Annotated in this window: 18 protein-coding genes; 6 read left to right on the top strand and 12 right to left on the bottom strand. The window is 72.1% G+C overall.

What is annotated here, in order from left to right; translation table 11 throughout:
- Window positions 1–11 precede the first annotated feature (11 nt).
- The 3 genes from Mco01_RS34650 to Mco01_RS34640 are packed head-to-tail and all read right to left on the bottom strand — an operon-like array spanning window position 12 to window position 1,832.
- Window positions 12–524 (bottom strand): DinB family protein, encoded by a 513-nt coding sequence (locus Mco01_RS34650; protein ID WP_204061047.1) that lies wholly within the window; start codon window positions 522–524, stop codon window positions 12–14.
- Window positions 525–535: 11 nt separating this feature from the next.
- Window positions 536–1,258, bottom strand: a complete 723-nt coding sequence (locus Mco01_RS34645; protein WP_204061046.1) for a maleylpyruvate isomerase family mycothiol-dependent enzyme — start codon at window positions 1,256–1,258, stop codon at window positions 536–538.
- Entirely contained in the window at window positions 1,194–1,832 is a 639-nt protein-coding gene (locus Mco01_RS34640; protein ID WP_204061045.1) for a TetR/AcrR family transcriptional regulator, read from the bottom strand. Before Mco01_RS34640 ends, Mco01_RS34645 begins: the two co-directional genes overlap by 65 nt.
- Window positions 1,833–1,990: 158 nt before the next feature.
- On the opposite strand from Mco01_RS34640, the gene Mco01_RS34635 reads away from it, so the two are divergent.
- The 3 genes from Mco01_RS34635 (at window position 1,991) to nicT (ending at window position 5,068) form a co-directional block, all read left to right on the top strand.
- Window positions 1,991–3,355, top strand: a complete 1,365-nt coding sequence (locus tag Mco01_RS34635) for a sensor histidine kinase (protein WP_204061044.1) — start codon at window positions 1,991–1,993, stop codon at window positions 3,353–3,355.
- A gap of 93 nt (window positions 3,356–3,448) precedes the next feature.
- On the top strand, window positions 3,449–3,820 hold the full coding sequence (locus Mco01_RS34630; protein WP_204061043.1) for an STAS domain-containing protein: 372 nt from the start codon (window positions 3,449–3,451) through the stop codon (window positions 3,818–3,820).
- Window positions 3,821–3,967: 147 nt separating this feature from the next.
- Window positions 3,968–5,068: a Nickel transporter NicT gene (gene nicT, locus Mco01_RS34625; RefSeq protein WP_204061042.1), complete on the top strand. Its 1,101-nt coding sequence runs from the start codon at window positions 3,968–3,970 to the stop codon at window positions 5,066–5,068.
- A gap of 106 nt (window positions 5,069–5,174) precedes the next feature.
- Here the strand turns inward: nicT and Mco01_RS34620 are convergent, their stop codons facing one another.
- The 3 genes from Mco01_RS34620 to Mco01_RS34610 form a co-directional block, all read right to left on the bottom strand.
- Complete coding sequence (locus Mco01_RS34620) at window positions 5,175–5,684, bottom strand: GNAT family N-acetyltransferase (RefSeq protein ID WP_307825733.1); 510 nt, start codon at window positions 5,682–5,684, stop codon at window positions 5,175–5,177.
- 189 nt (window positions 5,685–5,873) lie between these two features.
- The gene (locus tag Mco01_RS34615; RefSeq protein ID WP_204061041.1) at window positions 5,874–6,368 is read right to left on the bottom strand and encodes a hypothetical protein; all 495 of its coding nucleotides are present in this window, start codon (window positions 6,366–6,368) and stop codon (window positions 5,874–5,876) included.
- Between the two features lie 211 nt (window positions 6,369–6,579).
- Entirely contained in the window at window positions 6,580–7,011 is a 432-nt protein-coding gene (locus Mco01_RS34610) for a VOC family protein (RefSeq protein ID WP_204061040.1), read from the bottom strand.
- Between the two features lie 192 nt (window positions 7,012–7,203).
- On the opposite strand from Mco01_RS34610, the gene Mco01_RS34605 reads away from it, so the two are divergent.
- Both Mco01_RS34605 and Mco01_RS34600 read left to right on the top strand, forming a co-directional pair.
- Window positions 7,204–7,626, top strand: coding sequence for a hypothetical protein (locus Mco01_RS34605; protein ID WP_204061039.1), 423 nt, complete (start codon window positions 7,204–7,206; stop codon window positions 7,624–7,626).
- Window positions 7,627–7,701: 75 nt separating this feature from the next.
- Complete coding sequence (locus Mco01_RS34600; RefSeq protein ID WP_204061038.1) at window positions 7,702–8,118, top strand: YchJ family protein; 417 nt, start codon at window positions 7,702–7,704, stop codon at window positions 8,116–8,118.
- Window positions 8,119–8,126: 8 nt separating this feature from the next.
- On the opposite strand, the gene Mco01_RS34595 is transcribed toward Mco01_RS34600, so the two are convergent.
- The 5 genes from Mco01_RS34595 to Mco01_RS34575 all read right to left on the bottom strand — a co-directional run bounded on the left by Mco01_RS34595 (window position 8,127) and on the right by Mco01_RS34575 (window position 11,094).
- The gene (locus Mco01_RS34595; protein ID WP_204061037.1) at window positions 8,127–8,333 is read right to left on the bottom strand and encodes a hypothetical protein; all 207 of its coding nucleotides are present in this window, start codon (window positions 8,331–8,333) and stop codon (window positions 8,127–8,129) included.
- Between the two features lie 85 nt (window positions 8,334–8,418).
- Entirely contained in the window at window positions 8,419–9,012 is a 594-nt protein-coding gene (locus Mco01_RS34590) for a dihydrofolate reductase family protein (RefSeq protein ID WP_204061036.1), read from the bottom strand.
- A 96-nt stretch (window positions 9,013–9,108) separates the two neighbouring features.
- A complete protein-coding gene (locus Mco01_RS34585; RefSeq protein WP_204061035.1) occupies window positions 9,109–9,711 on the bottom strand; it encodes a cadmium resistance transporter in 603 nt (200 codons plus the stop codon).
- A gap of 81 nt (window positions 9,712–9,792) precedes the next feature.
- Entirely contained in the window at window positions 9,793–10,386 is a 594-nt protein-coding gene (locus Mco01_RS34580; RefSeq protein ID WP_204061034.1) for a HEAT repeat domain-containing protein, read from the bottom strand.
- 60 nt (window positions 10,387–10,446) lie between these two features.
- On the bottom strand, window positions 10,447–11,094 hold the full coding sequence (locus Mco01_RS34575; RefSeq protein ID WP_204061033.1) for a TetR/AcrR family transcriptional regulator: 648 nt from the start codon (window positions 11,092–11,094) through the stop codon (window positions 10,447–10,449).
- 147 nt (window positions 11,095–11,241) lie between these two features.
- On the opposite strand from Mco01_RS34575, the gene Mco01_RS34570 reads away from it, so the two are divergent.
- Entirely contained in the window at window positions 11,242–11,979 is a 738-nt protein-coding gene (locus Mco01_RS34570; RefSeq protein WP_204061032.1) for an SDR family NAD(P)-dependent oxidoreductase, read from the top strand.
- Window positions 11,980–12,077: 98 nt separating this feature from the next.
- Here the strand turns inward: Mco01_RS34570 and Mco01_RS34565 are convergent.
- Window positions 12,078–12,580 (bottom strand): RICIN domain-containing protein (locus tag Mco01_RS34565; protein ID WP_204061031.1); only part of this gene is annotated, 503 nt, incomplete at its 5' end.

The following is a 12,580-nucleotide window of genomic DNA, read 5'->3' as shown; positions in this document are numbered from 1 at the left end:
TCCCTCAGGCGTCAGTAGTAGCCGACCCGGCCGTCGAGCAGTTCGCGGACGGCGTCGGCGTGGCCGGCGTGCCGGGCGGTCTCCTCCACCATGTGGATCAGCATCCACCGCAGGGTGGCGCCGGCCGAGCGGAACTCCGGGTGGCGGCCCACCTCGTCGAGCGAGTGGGCCGCGACGATCTCGTTGGAGACCGCGCACTGCCGCTCGTAGTCGTCGAGGAGCCGGGCGAGCGGCACGCCGTCCACCCTCATGTCGGCGTCCTCCGGATCGTCCGCGAACTGCGGCCCCTCGGCGGGACGCCCGAGGAACAGGACCTCGAACCAGGTGTTCTCGGTCCATCGCAGGTGGGAGACGAGACCCGCCATCGTCATGAGAGGGGAGCTCGGCAGGACGGGCCGATGGGCGTCCTCGTCGGACAGCCCTTCGCACTTCCAGTGGATGATCGCCCGTTGCATGTCGAGCCAGCCGAGGAGCTGGGTGCGCTCGTCGGCGACCAGGGGAGGGCGGACGCGTTGTGGGGCCACGAGCGCCGACGCTATCGGCGGTCCTCGCCCGATCGCACCGCATTTTTACGCCCCCGCGCCGCCGGCGCAGAAAGGCGGGCGGTGAGGGCGGCCGCGCCCGGGCCGGACAGCTCCGGCAACGCGACGAGGCGCCCGGCGGCCAGCAGCAGGATCGCGCCGATGGGCGCGCGGACCTCCGCGCCCTCGCCCGCCGACCAGGCCGTGTCCGTGGCGGTCACCCGGAATGCCCGCATCGTCCGTACGGCGGGAAACGGCGGCGGCCAGCGCATCGTCCAGACCCGGGTGGCCGCCGCCGCCGCGGCCTCCGGCGGGATGCGGAGGGTACGGCCGAGCGGGACGGCGATGTCCTGACCGTGGACGAGGATGTCGATGAGCGTCTCGCGGCAGGTGACCCCGACATTGTGCCGGCGAGACCCGATCATGCCGTGGATCTCGTCGATCATTCGTTCCGTCGACAGCGCGCCGGCCCGCTCACGGGCGGCCCGTTCGATGGCCCGGTCGAGGTCACCGCGGGCCCTGACGGTCATCGCGAGGGCGGCGCCGAGGCCGACCTGCTGGAGGGTCAGGTGCGCGGCGACGTCCCGCACGGTCCATCCCCGGCACAGCGAGGGCCGCCCCCACTCCTCGTCGGTGAGCGATCGGAGCAGGTCCGTGACCCGCGCGCGCTGCTCATCGATGGCCCGCCACACCTGGTCGCGGTCGAGGAGGCCGGTCGGGGGCTGATCGGCGGTCATGAGACACCTCCGCGGGCTGGGGGTGGATGAGGGCGGTGACGAGCGCCGACATCTGCGGGAACGGATCGAACGCCGGATCGGGGTTGGCCAGCTGGTGCAGGATGATCCCCGTCGCGTGGTTCATGATGATCGGCGCGTGACGTTCCGGGTCCGGGGAGCCGGCGATGCGGAGCCAGTTGGTGAACCAGGCGTCCACGCGGCTCCCGGTGGCCGTCAGCTGCGCCCGCAGCGACGGGGTGATCGCGGCCTCGACGAGGATCGCGTACCTGGCCAGTGTGAGGACGCGCCGCGGGCCCACGGCGTCCTGGGCGAACAGCGCCGTCACGCGGGCCAGCTCCAGCGGCGTCGTGGGGGAGACCCGTACGGCGATGTCCTCCCAGTTGGCGCGCTCACGCTCGGCGAACCGCTCGACGACGGCGGTGAGCAGCGCCTCCCTGGTGCGGAAGTGGTTGGACGACGAGCCGGCCGGCGCGCCCGCCGCGGTGTCGACGGCCCGATGGGTCAGGCCGTGCATCCCGCGCTCGCCGAGGACCTGGATCGCCGCGTCGAGGAGGTCGTCGCGCCGGTTCGCCATACTCTGACACTACCATCGTAGTGCCTTTCACTACCATAGTTGTGGAAGGCACTACTTCTGTAGTTCTGCGCGGGCGCGATCCCCCGCGCCGGGGCCCTCGCGAACCCCGTCGCCGTCGCCCCAGGGGGCGTGTGGTCCACTGGTCGAAGGGGTGGACGATGAGCGCGGGACGCTTGCCCATCACAACCCGCATCACGCTCTTCACCAGCGCCGTGGCGGCCGTGCTTTCCGCCCTGCTGGCGATCTCCTTGATGATCGCCGTCGATCGTTTCACCGCCGCGAACCTGCGGGCGGAGGTGGCCGCGGCCGGCGGGCGCGTCGCCCTCCAGGTCGAGCGGGGCCGGCTCGACTTCCCCCTCGCCGACCGGCCGCACCGCAACATCCAGGTCGTCGACGCCCAGGGAAGGATCATCGCGACGACGCCCGCGCTTCAGGGAAAGCCGGTGATGTGGCGTTTCGTCCCCGACGGCAGGCGGGCCGCCACCTCCGTCGTCTGCGGCGGCACCTTCCCCCGGGGCGAGTGCGACATCGTCGTGGCCCAGCGCGCCCACCGTCAGGGAGGCGACTGGGTCGTCTACTCCGCCTCACCGTTCGTTCCCCCGTGGCGGAACGTCCGGCTGATCGCGGCGGTCATCGGCGGCGCGGTCCTGCTCGTCGTGGTCGTCACCTGCCTCGGGCGCCGTACGGCGGCCGCCTCCCTCAGGCCGGTGACCGCCATCCAGACCGAGCTGGACGTGATCAACCTGACCTCTCCGGGGCAGCGCGTGCCGGTGCCGCCGAGCCGGGACGAGATCCAGCATCTGGCCGAGAGCGTGAACCGCACGCTGGAACGGCTCGAGACGGCGATGCGGCAGCAGCGCCGCTTCGCCTCGGACGCCTCCCACGAGCTGCGCACCCCGCTGGCCGCGATGCGCGCCCAGGTGGAGGACGTGCTGCTGGCGGGGGAGAGCCGGGAGGTCGTGGCCGTGGCCCGCTCCCTCCTGCCCAGTCTGGACCGGCTGCAGGCGATCACCACCGATCTGCTCACGCTGTCGCGGCTCGACGCCAGGGCGCCGGCCGACCACCGTCCGATCGACCTGGCCGAACTCGTCGACGAGGAGCTCGACCAGCGCGGCCCGGCGAAGAACGTGGTCAGGCGCCTGGACCACGGGACGGAGATCCTCGGCGACCGCCTCCAGCTCTCCCGCCTGTTCGGGAACCTCCTCGACAACGCGGAACGGCACGCCGCCACCACCATCGTCGTGACCGTCCGCGCCGAGCCCGCTGATCCGGGCCACCCGCACGGCAGCGCGGTCGCCGAGGTGCTCGACGACGGGCCCGGCGTCCCCCGGGATCAGCGGGAGGTCGTCTTCCAGCGCTTCACCAGGCTGGACACGGCCCGCAGCAGGGACGTCGGCGGCACCGGCCTCGGCCTGCCGATCGCCCGGGAGATCGCCAAGTGCCACGGAGGCACGCTCGCCATCGAGGACAGCCCGTCCGGTGCTCGCTTCGTCCTGCGCCTCCCGCTGCGTACCGGTGAGTAGAAGCGTGCGCACGGTCGTGAGCAGCCCGAGAACATGGGTAGACATGGGCGCAGGCGCTTGCCCGGAACCCGCGAGCACATGACGGGATGATCGATGCCAGAGCAGACGGACGACGGCTTCCGCCTCGTCATCTTCCCCCACGAGGAGTGCCTCGTCGCCGACGTGGCCGGAGAGGTGGACTACCGCAACGCCGACCGCTTCCAGGAGCGGGTCGGCGCGGCGTGGCGGGAGACGGGGGACGACCGCGTCCTGGTCATCGTGCTCCGCGAGCTGACGTTCGCCGACTCCTCGGCCCTGGTCGTGCTGGCCCGGCTGCTGGACCAGCGCCACGACTCCGGCCGGCGGCTGATCCTGGCCGCCCTGCCCGCCTACCTGGAACGGATGATGGTGATCTCCGGCCTGTACGAGGCGTTCGAGGTCGAGCCCTCGCTGGAGGCGGCCATGGAGGCGGTGCGCGCCGCCTGACCCGCCGCACCTCGTGTGCCACCCCCTTGCGCTCCACGAATGATCGCCTGATATTTGTAGTTGCGAGGAGTTTGCAAATAAGGGGAGATGTCGTACCGGGCGTGCCCACGCCTTCGCCGCCGATCCCCGCGACACCCGGAGTGGCACATGAGCACACCCGTCCCCATCCGCGCCGTCTCCCGCGGGGAGTGGCGGCGCATCGGCGGGATGGCCCTGTTCGTCATCGCGCTCCACCTCGTCGGCTGGTTCTCGCTGATCGCCCTGATCGTCCCGCGCCACTACCAGCTCGGCACCGCGGGCGGCTTCACCGTCGGCCTGGGCGTCACCGCGTACCTGCTCGGCATGCGGCACGCGTTCGACGCCGACCACATCGCCGCGATCGACAACACCACCCGGAAGCTGATGAGCGACGGCCAGCGCCCCGTCTCGGTCGGGTTCTGGTTCTCGCTCGGGCACTCGTCGGTGGTCTTCGGGCTGTGCCTGCTGCTCGGGATCGGCGTGCGGGCCCTGGCGGGCCAGGTGGAGAACGAGGCCTCCACCCTGCAGGTCGTCACCGGGCTCATCGGCACCCTGGTCTCCGGCGTCTTCCTCATGATCATCGCTCTGATCAACACCGTGGTGCTGTGGCAGATCGTCAAGGTCTTCCGGCGCATGCGCCGCGGGGACTACGACGAGGCGGCACTGGAGGAGCAGCTCGACAAGCGCGGTTTCATGAACCGCATCCTCGGCGGCGCCACCCGGGCGGTCCGCAAGCCCTGGCACATGTACCCGGTCGGCCTGCTGTTCGGCCTGGGCTTCGACACCGCCACCGAGATCTCCCTGCTGGTCCTGGCCGGCGGCGCCGCGGTGTTCGCGCTGCCCTGGTACGCGGTGCTGACCCTGCCGGTGCTCTTCGCCGCCGGGATGAGCCTGCTCGACTCCATCGACGGCTGCTTCATGAACTTCGCGTACGGCTGGGCCTTCGCCAAGCCCGTCCGCAAGATCTACTACAACATCACCATCACGGCCCTGTCGGTGGCCGTCGCCGTCATCGTGGGCGCCGTCGAGCTGGTCGGCCTGGTCGCCGACAAGCTCGGCATCGAGACCGGCCCCCTCGCCGCCGTCGCCGGCCTCGACCTCAACCACGTCGGATACGTGATCGTGGCGCTGTTCTTCGTCACCTGGATCGTCGCCCTGGGCGTCTGGCGCCTCGGCCGCATCGAACAGCGGTGGTCCGCGACCGTCCGCCCCGCGGAGACCGACCACTGACGCCTCCCGGCTCCTGCCGGTAGCCTCCGCTGTCATGCGCCGTGGAGCTGCTGGTCATGGTGTTCCCCGGCACGGGAGGCCTACCGTCGTCTACCGGTGAGCCCGCTCACGTGAGGCGCTGCTCGAACACCTGGCCGATCCAGCCGCCGACGTCGAACTTCCCGGTCGGCGTGAAGCCCTGGCCCTGGTAGTAGCGCACCAGGTCGCCGTCCCCACCGGCCCAGCAGTCCACCCGCAGGAGCGTGACGCCCCGTGTCCGCGCCTCGGCCCGCGCCTCGTCGAGCAGGGCGGCGCCGACCCCGCGTCCCGTGTGGGACCGGGCGGTGATGAGCATGTCGACGTACAGCTCCCGCTCGTCCACCGGGGGAATGTGGGCGGGCGGCCGCTCGGTGACCGCGATCGCCCCGGCGGGCACGCCGTCGATCTCGGCGATCGACAGCCCGCCGCTCGCGGCGATGCCCCGGACGCGCTCGATCCGCCGGGGGTCCCGCGACCACGGCTCGGTCCCCCACTGGCCGGCGCTCCCCCGGGCGGTCAGCCAGCTCACGGCGTCGTCGAACATCCGGAGCAGCACCGGGACGTCGCCGGGACCGCCCGCACGCACCTGGATGGACATCGGCCGCCTCCTCACGCCCGGCCGTGACGCGGCCCGGCGGTGGCCATCCTCCCGCACGCCGTGGCCGGGCGCCCTCCCCGGGACGCCCGGCGTACGGATGACCGGATCAGGCGACGCCCGCGTCTCCGCGCAGGTGCGTGCCGGCCTGAGGGGCGTGCCCCGGCGCCGCCGGACCTCCGTCGTCCGAGGTCAGGGCTGGCCGACGAAGTTCACCGTGACCGTGGCCGGGCGGGCGGACGGGCTGGACGGCGCCGGGACGAACGAGACGGTCCCGCTTCCGTAGCACGGCAGGTTGAGCGAGGTGGGGATCTCGGCCGGCGCCCCGTAGAAGCGCAGGACGATGGGCGCGGTGGCGGAGGTGGCGTTGCCGAAGGCGACCCCGATCGCCTTCGCCGCGCCGCCCGTGTATCCCACGCCGGTCGTCGAGGTCGAGAGCGCCCGCCGGACCTCCACCGTCTGGCCCGCCAGAGGGTGGCCGGTCTGACCGGGGTACACCGGGCCGAAGCAGGCCATCTTGATCGTCGAGGTGCCTGACTGCCCGTTCACCAGGCCGGAGAAGTACTGGTTCGGGCCGATCGGTGCGGGATCGACCGCACCGGCGACGGCGGGCGCCGCTGTGGCGAGCGCGGTGGCCAGTACGGCCGCGGCGGTCAGGGGGACGAACCGCACGAGCTTCCGGGACATCGATGCCTCCGTGTCGCGTCATCGTGGAGCGAGGTACAGGGCATTGCGCACCGGAACCGTAAACGGCGCCGATCATGCGGTCAACGATCCGGCGACGCCGTTCAGCGAGGCGCCCGGCGGATCCGCAGGGTGGCGGCCGGTCGTCCCGCCGCCTCCGCGCCCGGCCGGAGGCCGGGCCGTGAAAGGTTCACGGGCCGTGTGGCTCCCGGGCTCATCCGGGATCGACGAGCTCCCCGCCCCACTCCTCCGGGGCGACGTCGGCGAGGGTCTCGGAGAACGTCCACAGGTGGCCCGCGGGATCCTCGGCCGTGTACTGCCGCTCGCCGTACGGCATGTCGGTCGGCTCCATGAGGATGCGCGCGCCGTTCGCCCTGGCCCGCTCGCAGTGGGCCCGGGCGTCCTCGACCCGCACGGTCACGGAGTGGGTGACCTCGCCGGGACGGGGCGGACGGCGCTCGCCGTGGACGTCGCCGACGATGACGGCGCCGTCGCCGAACCGGAGCTGGGCGCGGTGGTTCTCCCCGATCCGCACCCTCTCGGCGAACCCGAAGGCCGCCGACAGCCACGCCACGGCCTCCCGCACGTCGGGATAGACAAGGACCGGTATGACGGTGGACGCCGGGATGGATCGATTGGCCCTCATGGCAGCTCATTGAACCACCGACCACCGACAATCGGCGGGAGTCGCATGCGGTGCCCCGTACGGTCGTCGCGCGGACCGTGCCGTGGTGCGCGCGGTCCGCGGGACCTCGCCGAACCGCCCGCCGGCGGTACCCGATCAGGCCGGGCCCCGCCTTACCGGCCTGCCGCCTTCGTGCTGTGCGTGGGCGACCGGATGGATTACCGGGTGGGCGACGGGCTGGGGACGGGCGACGCGGTGGCCGGACTCGCCGAAGCAGAGGGGCGTGCCGCGAACCCCGCGCCCCCCGCGCTGGCCGCGCTCGTCGCGCCCGCCGTGCTGGCCGCGCCCGCGGCCGCACCCTTCGTGGCCGCCGTGCTCGTCGCGCTCGCCGTGCTCCTCGTGGCCGCGGTGCTCGTCCCCGGCGAACGGACGGAGACCGTCACCACGACCCCCACCGCGACGACCGCGACCGCCACGACGGCGGCGGCGGCGAACGCGAACCTGCGCGCCAGACGCCGCTGCTCCTCCCGGCGCCTGGCCTCCTCACGCCGCAGGGCGGCGCGCCTGCGCTTCACCTTCCGCTGTGACATGGGTAACTCCCGCGACTCTCCCGAGACGGCTTCGGCCGTACCGTAGCGAGCGGGTCGTAACGCGGGTCTAAAGGCCGCCCGCCTGCGAGAAGCCGTCGCGCGCCCGGGGCAGAATGGAAACGTGCCACGACGCGACCGGCCCACCCGCCAGCCCGCCGGGTCTGCCTGCCCCTGCGGGCTGCCCTCGCCGTACGAGGACTGCTGCGGGCGGTTCCACCGGGGAGCAGCCTCGGCGACGACGGCGGAGGCGCTGATGCGGTCGCGGTTCAGCGCGTTCAGCGTCGGCGACGCCGGCTACCTCCTGCGCACCTGGCATCCCTCGACGCGTCCCCCGCGCGTGGACCTGGATCGACGGGTGAGCTGGACACGGCTGGAGATCCTCGGCACCACCGGCGGTTCGGTCGTCCACACCGACGGCACGGTCCGCTTCCGCGCCCACTACGTCGACTGCGGCGTGGACGGCCACATGGACGAGCACAGCCGCTTCGTCCGCCACGACGGCGACTGGACCTACCTCGCAGCCATCGAGCACGGCTGACAGCCGGGCTACCCGGCGACCGGCGCGCCCCGGTCCGCGTCCGCTCTTCGCGTACGGACGGCGGCGGCCCGTGCGGCGAGGACCGCGGACAGGGCCTCGCATTCGTCGAGGGTGAGCGGCCCGCGGGGGACGAGATAGAGCAGGCCGCTGAGCCCGTCGACGAGCTCGACCGGCAGGGGACGTGAGGGCGCCGTCGGCGACGTGCTGGTGGTCATGATGAAGCCGATTCTTGCGCCTGCCACCGACAAACCGGCACGCGCCGATCCCTCCGCCGGCGCCGTGCCTGCCTGGAACGCCGTCTCACCGCCGGAGCGTGTAGCGCAGGTGGGTCACGCCCGCGGCGACGGTGACCTCGGGGTCGTCCAGGACGACGGGAAGCTGCCGGAGACCCTCGAAGAAGGGGGTGCCGCCGCCCAGGACGACCGGGGTGAGCATCACCCAGATCTCGTCCAGCAGCCCGGCGTCCAGGGCCTGCGCCGCCATGGTTCCGGCGGCGACCCCGACGTCCTTGCCGTCCGCGAGCCGTCGCGCCTCGGCGACGGCGCTCTCGATCCCGTCCGTGACGAACGTGAACGGCGCGTCGGGGTGCGGCCAGTCGTCCGGCACGGTGTGCGTCAGGACGACGACGGGGACGCCGAGGGGATGAGTGCCGCCCCATCCCCCGGTGATGTCGAACAGCCTGCGTCCGGTCACCAGCGCGCCGGTCGCCGCGGTGAGCCCGGCCCACAGGCGCGCGTTCTCCGGCGTCATGCGGAAGGTGCGCTCGGGCTGCGCGGTGGGCACGGGGACGTCGCCGTTCCCGTACCACGCGAACAGGTGCTCGAACCCTGACTCGTCCGGCCCGGAGATGAAGCCGTCGAGCGACATGCTCGCCGTGGTGATGACTTTGCTCATGTTCGTCCTCCTCGACTCGATGAGGCCGCCGTCGCGGCCCCCTTCACTGGGGACGTCGAACAGGGTGGCGCGTAGAGGACACCCGTCGGCGAACGGTCAGAGGCCGAAGGCGCCGCCCTCGACGAGGATGAGAAGACCGATGCCCATCAGGACGAGGGGGAGCAGGAGATGTCCCCACCGGCCGAGGGCCGTGGCGACAAGGGGACGGGTGGCGAAGAAGCGTCCGGCGGCGCACCAGACCCCGACCAATGCCAGGAAGACGGCGACGTGGACGCTCGTCGCGCCGAGACCGGCGGTGGCGAAGACCGGCACGTAGACGCCGATGTTGTCGCCCCCGTTGGCGAAGGTGACGGCCGCCACCTCCAGCGTCCTCGGCCCTGTCGTGGCCGGGCGGCCCTCCTCGCCGTTCTCCTCCTCTCCGCGGTTCCTCCACGCCTGCCAGGCGGCTTTGCCGCCCAGGGCGAGCGGCAGCAGGCCGAGATAGGGCACGGCCTGCTCGGGGAGGAAGGCGGCGCCGAAGGCGGCGGCCACGGACAGTGCCAGGATCGCGAGGAAACCGAGGTACTGACCGGCCACGATGCGTGCGGCCGCACCTCGGTGGACGGCCCCCTGCGCGAAGAACAGCGCCAGGACCACGATGTCGTCGACGTTCGTCACGGCGAACAGTCCGGCCGCCTGCCCGAGGATTCCCGGGTTCACGGCCGGGCCACATGTGCCTTGTCGTGCGCGGCGGAGCGAGGAGAGCCGTCTCGTGGACCGAGGCGGACACCCGGCCGCGGGTCAGTCACTCGGCATTCCTGAGCGGGCCGCCCGGCGCCGGGTGGCCCGGCCGGCGCGGGGAGCGGTCCGGCGATGGATCACCCCGCCGGGCGCGTACCAGCCCGCCTTCTTGCGAACGGTCGGGGACGGGTCGTGCTCCCTGGCCTCGATCAGCGCCTCGACCGCCTCCTGGCGGCTGTGCGCGAAGGAGGCCACCAGCTCGACGGCCATCGCCCGCACGTGGGCGTCCGGATCGCCGCGAAGCAGGCGCGTCGCGGGCGGCAGCACAGCGGCCTCGGACGGCCGGCACGCGTCCTGCTTGCATCGCTCGCAGGCCAGGGCGTGCAACGCCGCCACCCGCACCTTCGGGCTCAGGTCGTTCAGCATCGCGACCAGCCCGTCGAGAGCCTCCTCGACCAGGAGCTGGTCGAGGAGCCTGCAGCACTGTTCGCGTACGTCCTCCTCGGCGTGGCCGAGACCGGCCTGGATGGCGGGAACCGCGGATCTGCCGCGCCGGAGCAGCTCACGATGGGCCGTGCTTCTGCGAGGCGCGCTCGCCAGCGCGTCAACCAGATGCTCGTCGTCCATGTCGGCGACGGGAAGCAGCGGTATCACCCCATCAGTGTGGGCATGCCGATCGCCGCCGGGCAAAGCGATTTCCACCCTCGGGCGCCGTTAGCGCGCCTGGTCGGTATCCGCTGGAGCCAGGGGCAGGCGGCTCGGCGGTGGGTACGGAAGGCTCCGCCCTGTCTGGGTGGTGATGCCGTCGAGGGCCAGTTGGAGGTACCGGCGCCACGCCTGCGGCTCGGTGACCAGCAACGGCGCCGCCGTGTGCTGGATGCCGGCCAGCAGGAGTACGACGTCGGTGCCCGTGACGTCCGGGCGGACGACGCCCTGGTGACGGGCGCGGGCGGTGAGCCCCTCCGCGACGTCGCGAAGGCGGTCGATGGCGTCGCGCACCTCCGCGTGCTGCAGGGACGGGCGTCCGATCACCTCACAGAACGCGCGATCTCTGACGAAGAGCTCCACGCCGGCCGCCATGAACTCCCGCAGCGCAGTGCCGGGATCGTCGGCCGTGAGCAGGGCGGTGCCGGTGTCCAGGAGCTCACCGAGCATGCCGAGCATGATGGCCGCCAACAGCTCGTCCTTGGAGGAGAAGTGGCGGAAGACCGTGCCCTTCCCCACCCCGGCACGCTGCGCGATCTCACCGATCGACACCTCGACTCCGTGCTCGGCGAACATCGCGGCCGCGGCGTCCAGCAGCAGCCGGCGGTTGCGCACAGCGTCGCTGCGCGAGGGGACGGCGGACGTCGTTCCGGTCATGTGCCTCCTTCCGCCAGCAGTCTACGCCCCCAACATGACCGTGCGGTCCGCTTTGGTGTTACGCTCAACGTGACCAGCCGGTCCGTTTAGATCATGTGTGCGCACATGGTCATACGGCGGCGGAGACCATGTAGGGAAAGGAAGCACATGAGCACCAGGTTGGACGGAAAGGTCGTCCTCGTCACCGGAGCGTCGTCGGGCATCGGTGAGGCGGCCGCCCTGGCCCTCTCAGCGGAGGGGGCCCGTGTCGCGGTCGGAGCCCGGCGGACCGACCGGTTGGAGTCGCTGGCGGACAAGGCTCCCGGCGAGGTGCTGGTTCTCGAACTGGACGTCACCGACCAGGAGTCGGTGCGCAGCGCCGTCGCGAGGACCGTCGAGCGCTTCGGGGCCCTCGACGTCCTGGTGAACAACGCCGGGGTGATGCTCAACGGCCCGGTCCTGGGGGCGGACACCTCGGAATGGACGCGCATGGTCGAGACGAACCTGCTCGGGTCGATGTACACGGTCCACGCGGCCCTGCCGCACCTCCTGGAGAGCAAGGGCACCGTCCTGCAGATCTCCTCGACCTCGGGCCGCATCGCCTCGGCCAACAGCGGCGTCTACGCGGCGACGAAGTTCGGCATCACGGCCTTCGCGGAGTCGCTGCGGCAGGAGATCACCGCCCAGGGCGTACGGGTCGTCGTGGTCGAACCCGGCTTCGTCGCCACCGAACTGATGGCCCACGTCAAGGACCCCGCGATGCGGGAGATGGCGCGGAAGATGGCCGCGTCCATGCGCACCCTGCAGCCCGAGGACATCGCGGACGCCATCGTGTACGCGGTCACCCAGCCGGAGCACGTCGCGGTCAACGAGATCCTCATCCGCCCGACCGACCAGACCCGGTAGGCGAGTCGGTCGGCGCACCTCCGGTGCGGCGGCGTCCGCCGCACCGGAGGCGTCACTCACCAGGAGGAGAGGTCTCGCCGTAGCCCTCGCGGATCAGTTCACCAGGTCCACTTCTGGTTGCTGCCGCCCCAGCAGGAGTAGAGCTGGATCTGGGTGCCGTTGCCGGTGCCCTGGCCGGCGGCGTCCAGGCAGAGTCCGGACTGGACGCCGACGATGGTGCCGTCGGAGTTGCGGCGCCACTTCTGGTTGTCGCCGCCCCAGCAGGAGTAGATCTGGACCTTGGCGCCGTTGCCGGTGCCGGCGGCGTCCAGGCACTTGTTGCCGTAGACCCGGAGCTCCTGGGCGGACGTGTAGGACCACTGCTGGTTACTGTTGCCGTTGCAGTCCCAGAGGGCGACCTGGGTGCCGTCGGTGGTGCTGGCGTTGGGCACGTCCAGGCAGCGGCCGGAGCCGACGCCCCTGATCGTCCCGCCACCGCCGCCGGGGGGCGGGCTGCTCGGAGGCGGCGTGGAGGTGGAGCCGTCCAGCGTGATGTTGGAGTTGCCGCTGCTCTGGTATCCCTCGGTGGCGAGGATCATGTAGTTGAAGCTGCCGAGGTTCA

Origin of the sequence: Microbispora corallina (assembly GCF_016863035.1) — a bacterium.
Taxonomy (GTDB): Bacteria; Actinomycetota; Actinomycetes; order Streptosporangiales; family Streptosporangiaceae; genus Microbispora; species Microbispora corallina.
This window is presented reverse-complemented; position numbering and strand designations above follow the sequence as displayed.

Coding starts and splice junctions, on each gene's coding strand:
- Mco01_RS34645 (WP_204061046.1), bottom strand. CDS start 1,258: ATGACCGCCGATCAGCCCCCGACCGGCCTCCTCGACCGCGACCAGGTG.
- Mco01_RS34640 (WP_204061045.1), bottom strand. CDS start 1,832: ATGGCGAACCGGCGCGACGACCTCCTCGACGCGGCGATCCAGGTCCTC.
- Mco01_RS34635 (WP_204061044.1), top strand. CDS start 1,991: ATGAGCGCGGGACGCTTGCCCATCACAACCCGCATCACGCTCTTCACC.
- Mco01_RS34630 (WP_204061043.1), top strand. CDS start 3,449: ATGCCAGAGCAGACGGACGACGGCTTCCGCCTCGTCATCTTCCCCCAC.
- nicT (WP_204061042.1), top strand. CDS start 3,968: ATGAGCACACCCGTCCCCATCCGCGCCGTCTCCCGCGGGGAGTGGCGG.
- Mco01_RS34620 (WP_307825733.1), bottom strand. CDS start 5,684: ATGTCCATCCAGGTGCGTGCGGGCGGTCCCGGCGACGTCCCGGTGCTG.
- Mco01_RS34615 (WP_204061041.1), bottom strand. CDS start 6,368: ATGTCCCGGAAGCTCGTGCGGTTCGTCCCCCTGACCGCCGCGGCCGTA.
- Mco01_RS34610 (WP_204061040.1), bottom strand. CDS start 7,011: ATGAGGGCCAATCGATCCATCCCGGCGTCCACCGTCATACCGGTCCTT.
- Mco01_RS34605 (WP_204061039.1), top strand. CDS start 7,204: ATGGATTACCGGGTGGGCGACGGGCTGGGGACGGGCGACGCGGTGGCC.
- Mco01_RS34595 (WP_204061037.1), bottom strand. CDS start 8,333: ATGACCACCAGCACGTCGCCGACGGCGCCCTCACGTCCCCTGCCGGTC.
- Mco01_RS34590 (WP_204061036.1), bottom strand. CDS start 9,012: ATGAGCAAAGTCATCACCACGGCGAGCATGTCGCTCGACGGCTTCATC.
- Mco01_RS34575 (WP_204061033.1), bottom strand. CDS start 11,094: ATGACCGGAACGACGTCCGCCGTCCCCTCGCGCAGCGACGCTGTGCGC.
- Mco01_RS34570 (WP_204061032.1), top strand. CDS start 11,242: ATGAGCACCAGGTTGGACGGAAAGGTCGTCCTCGTCACCGGAGCGTCG.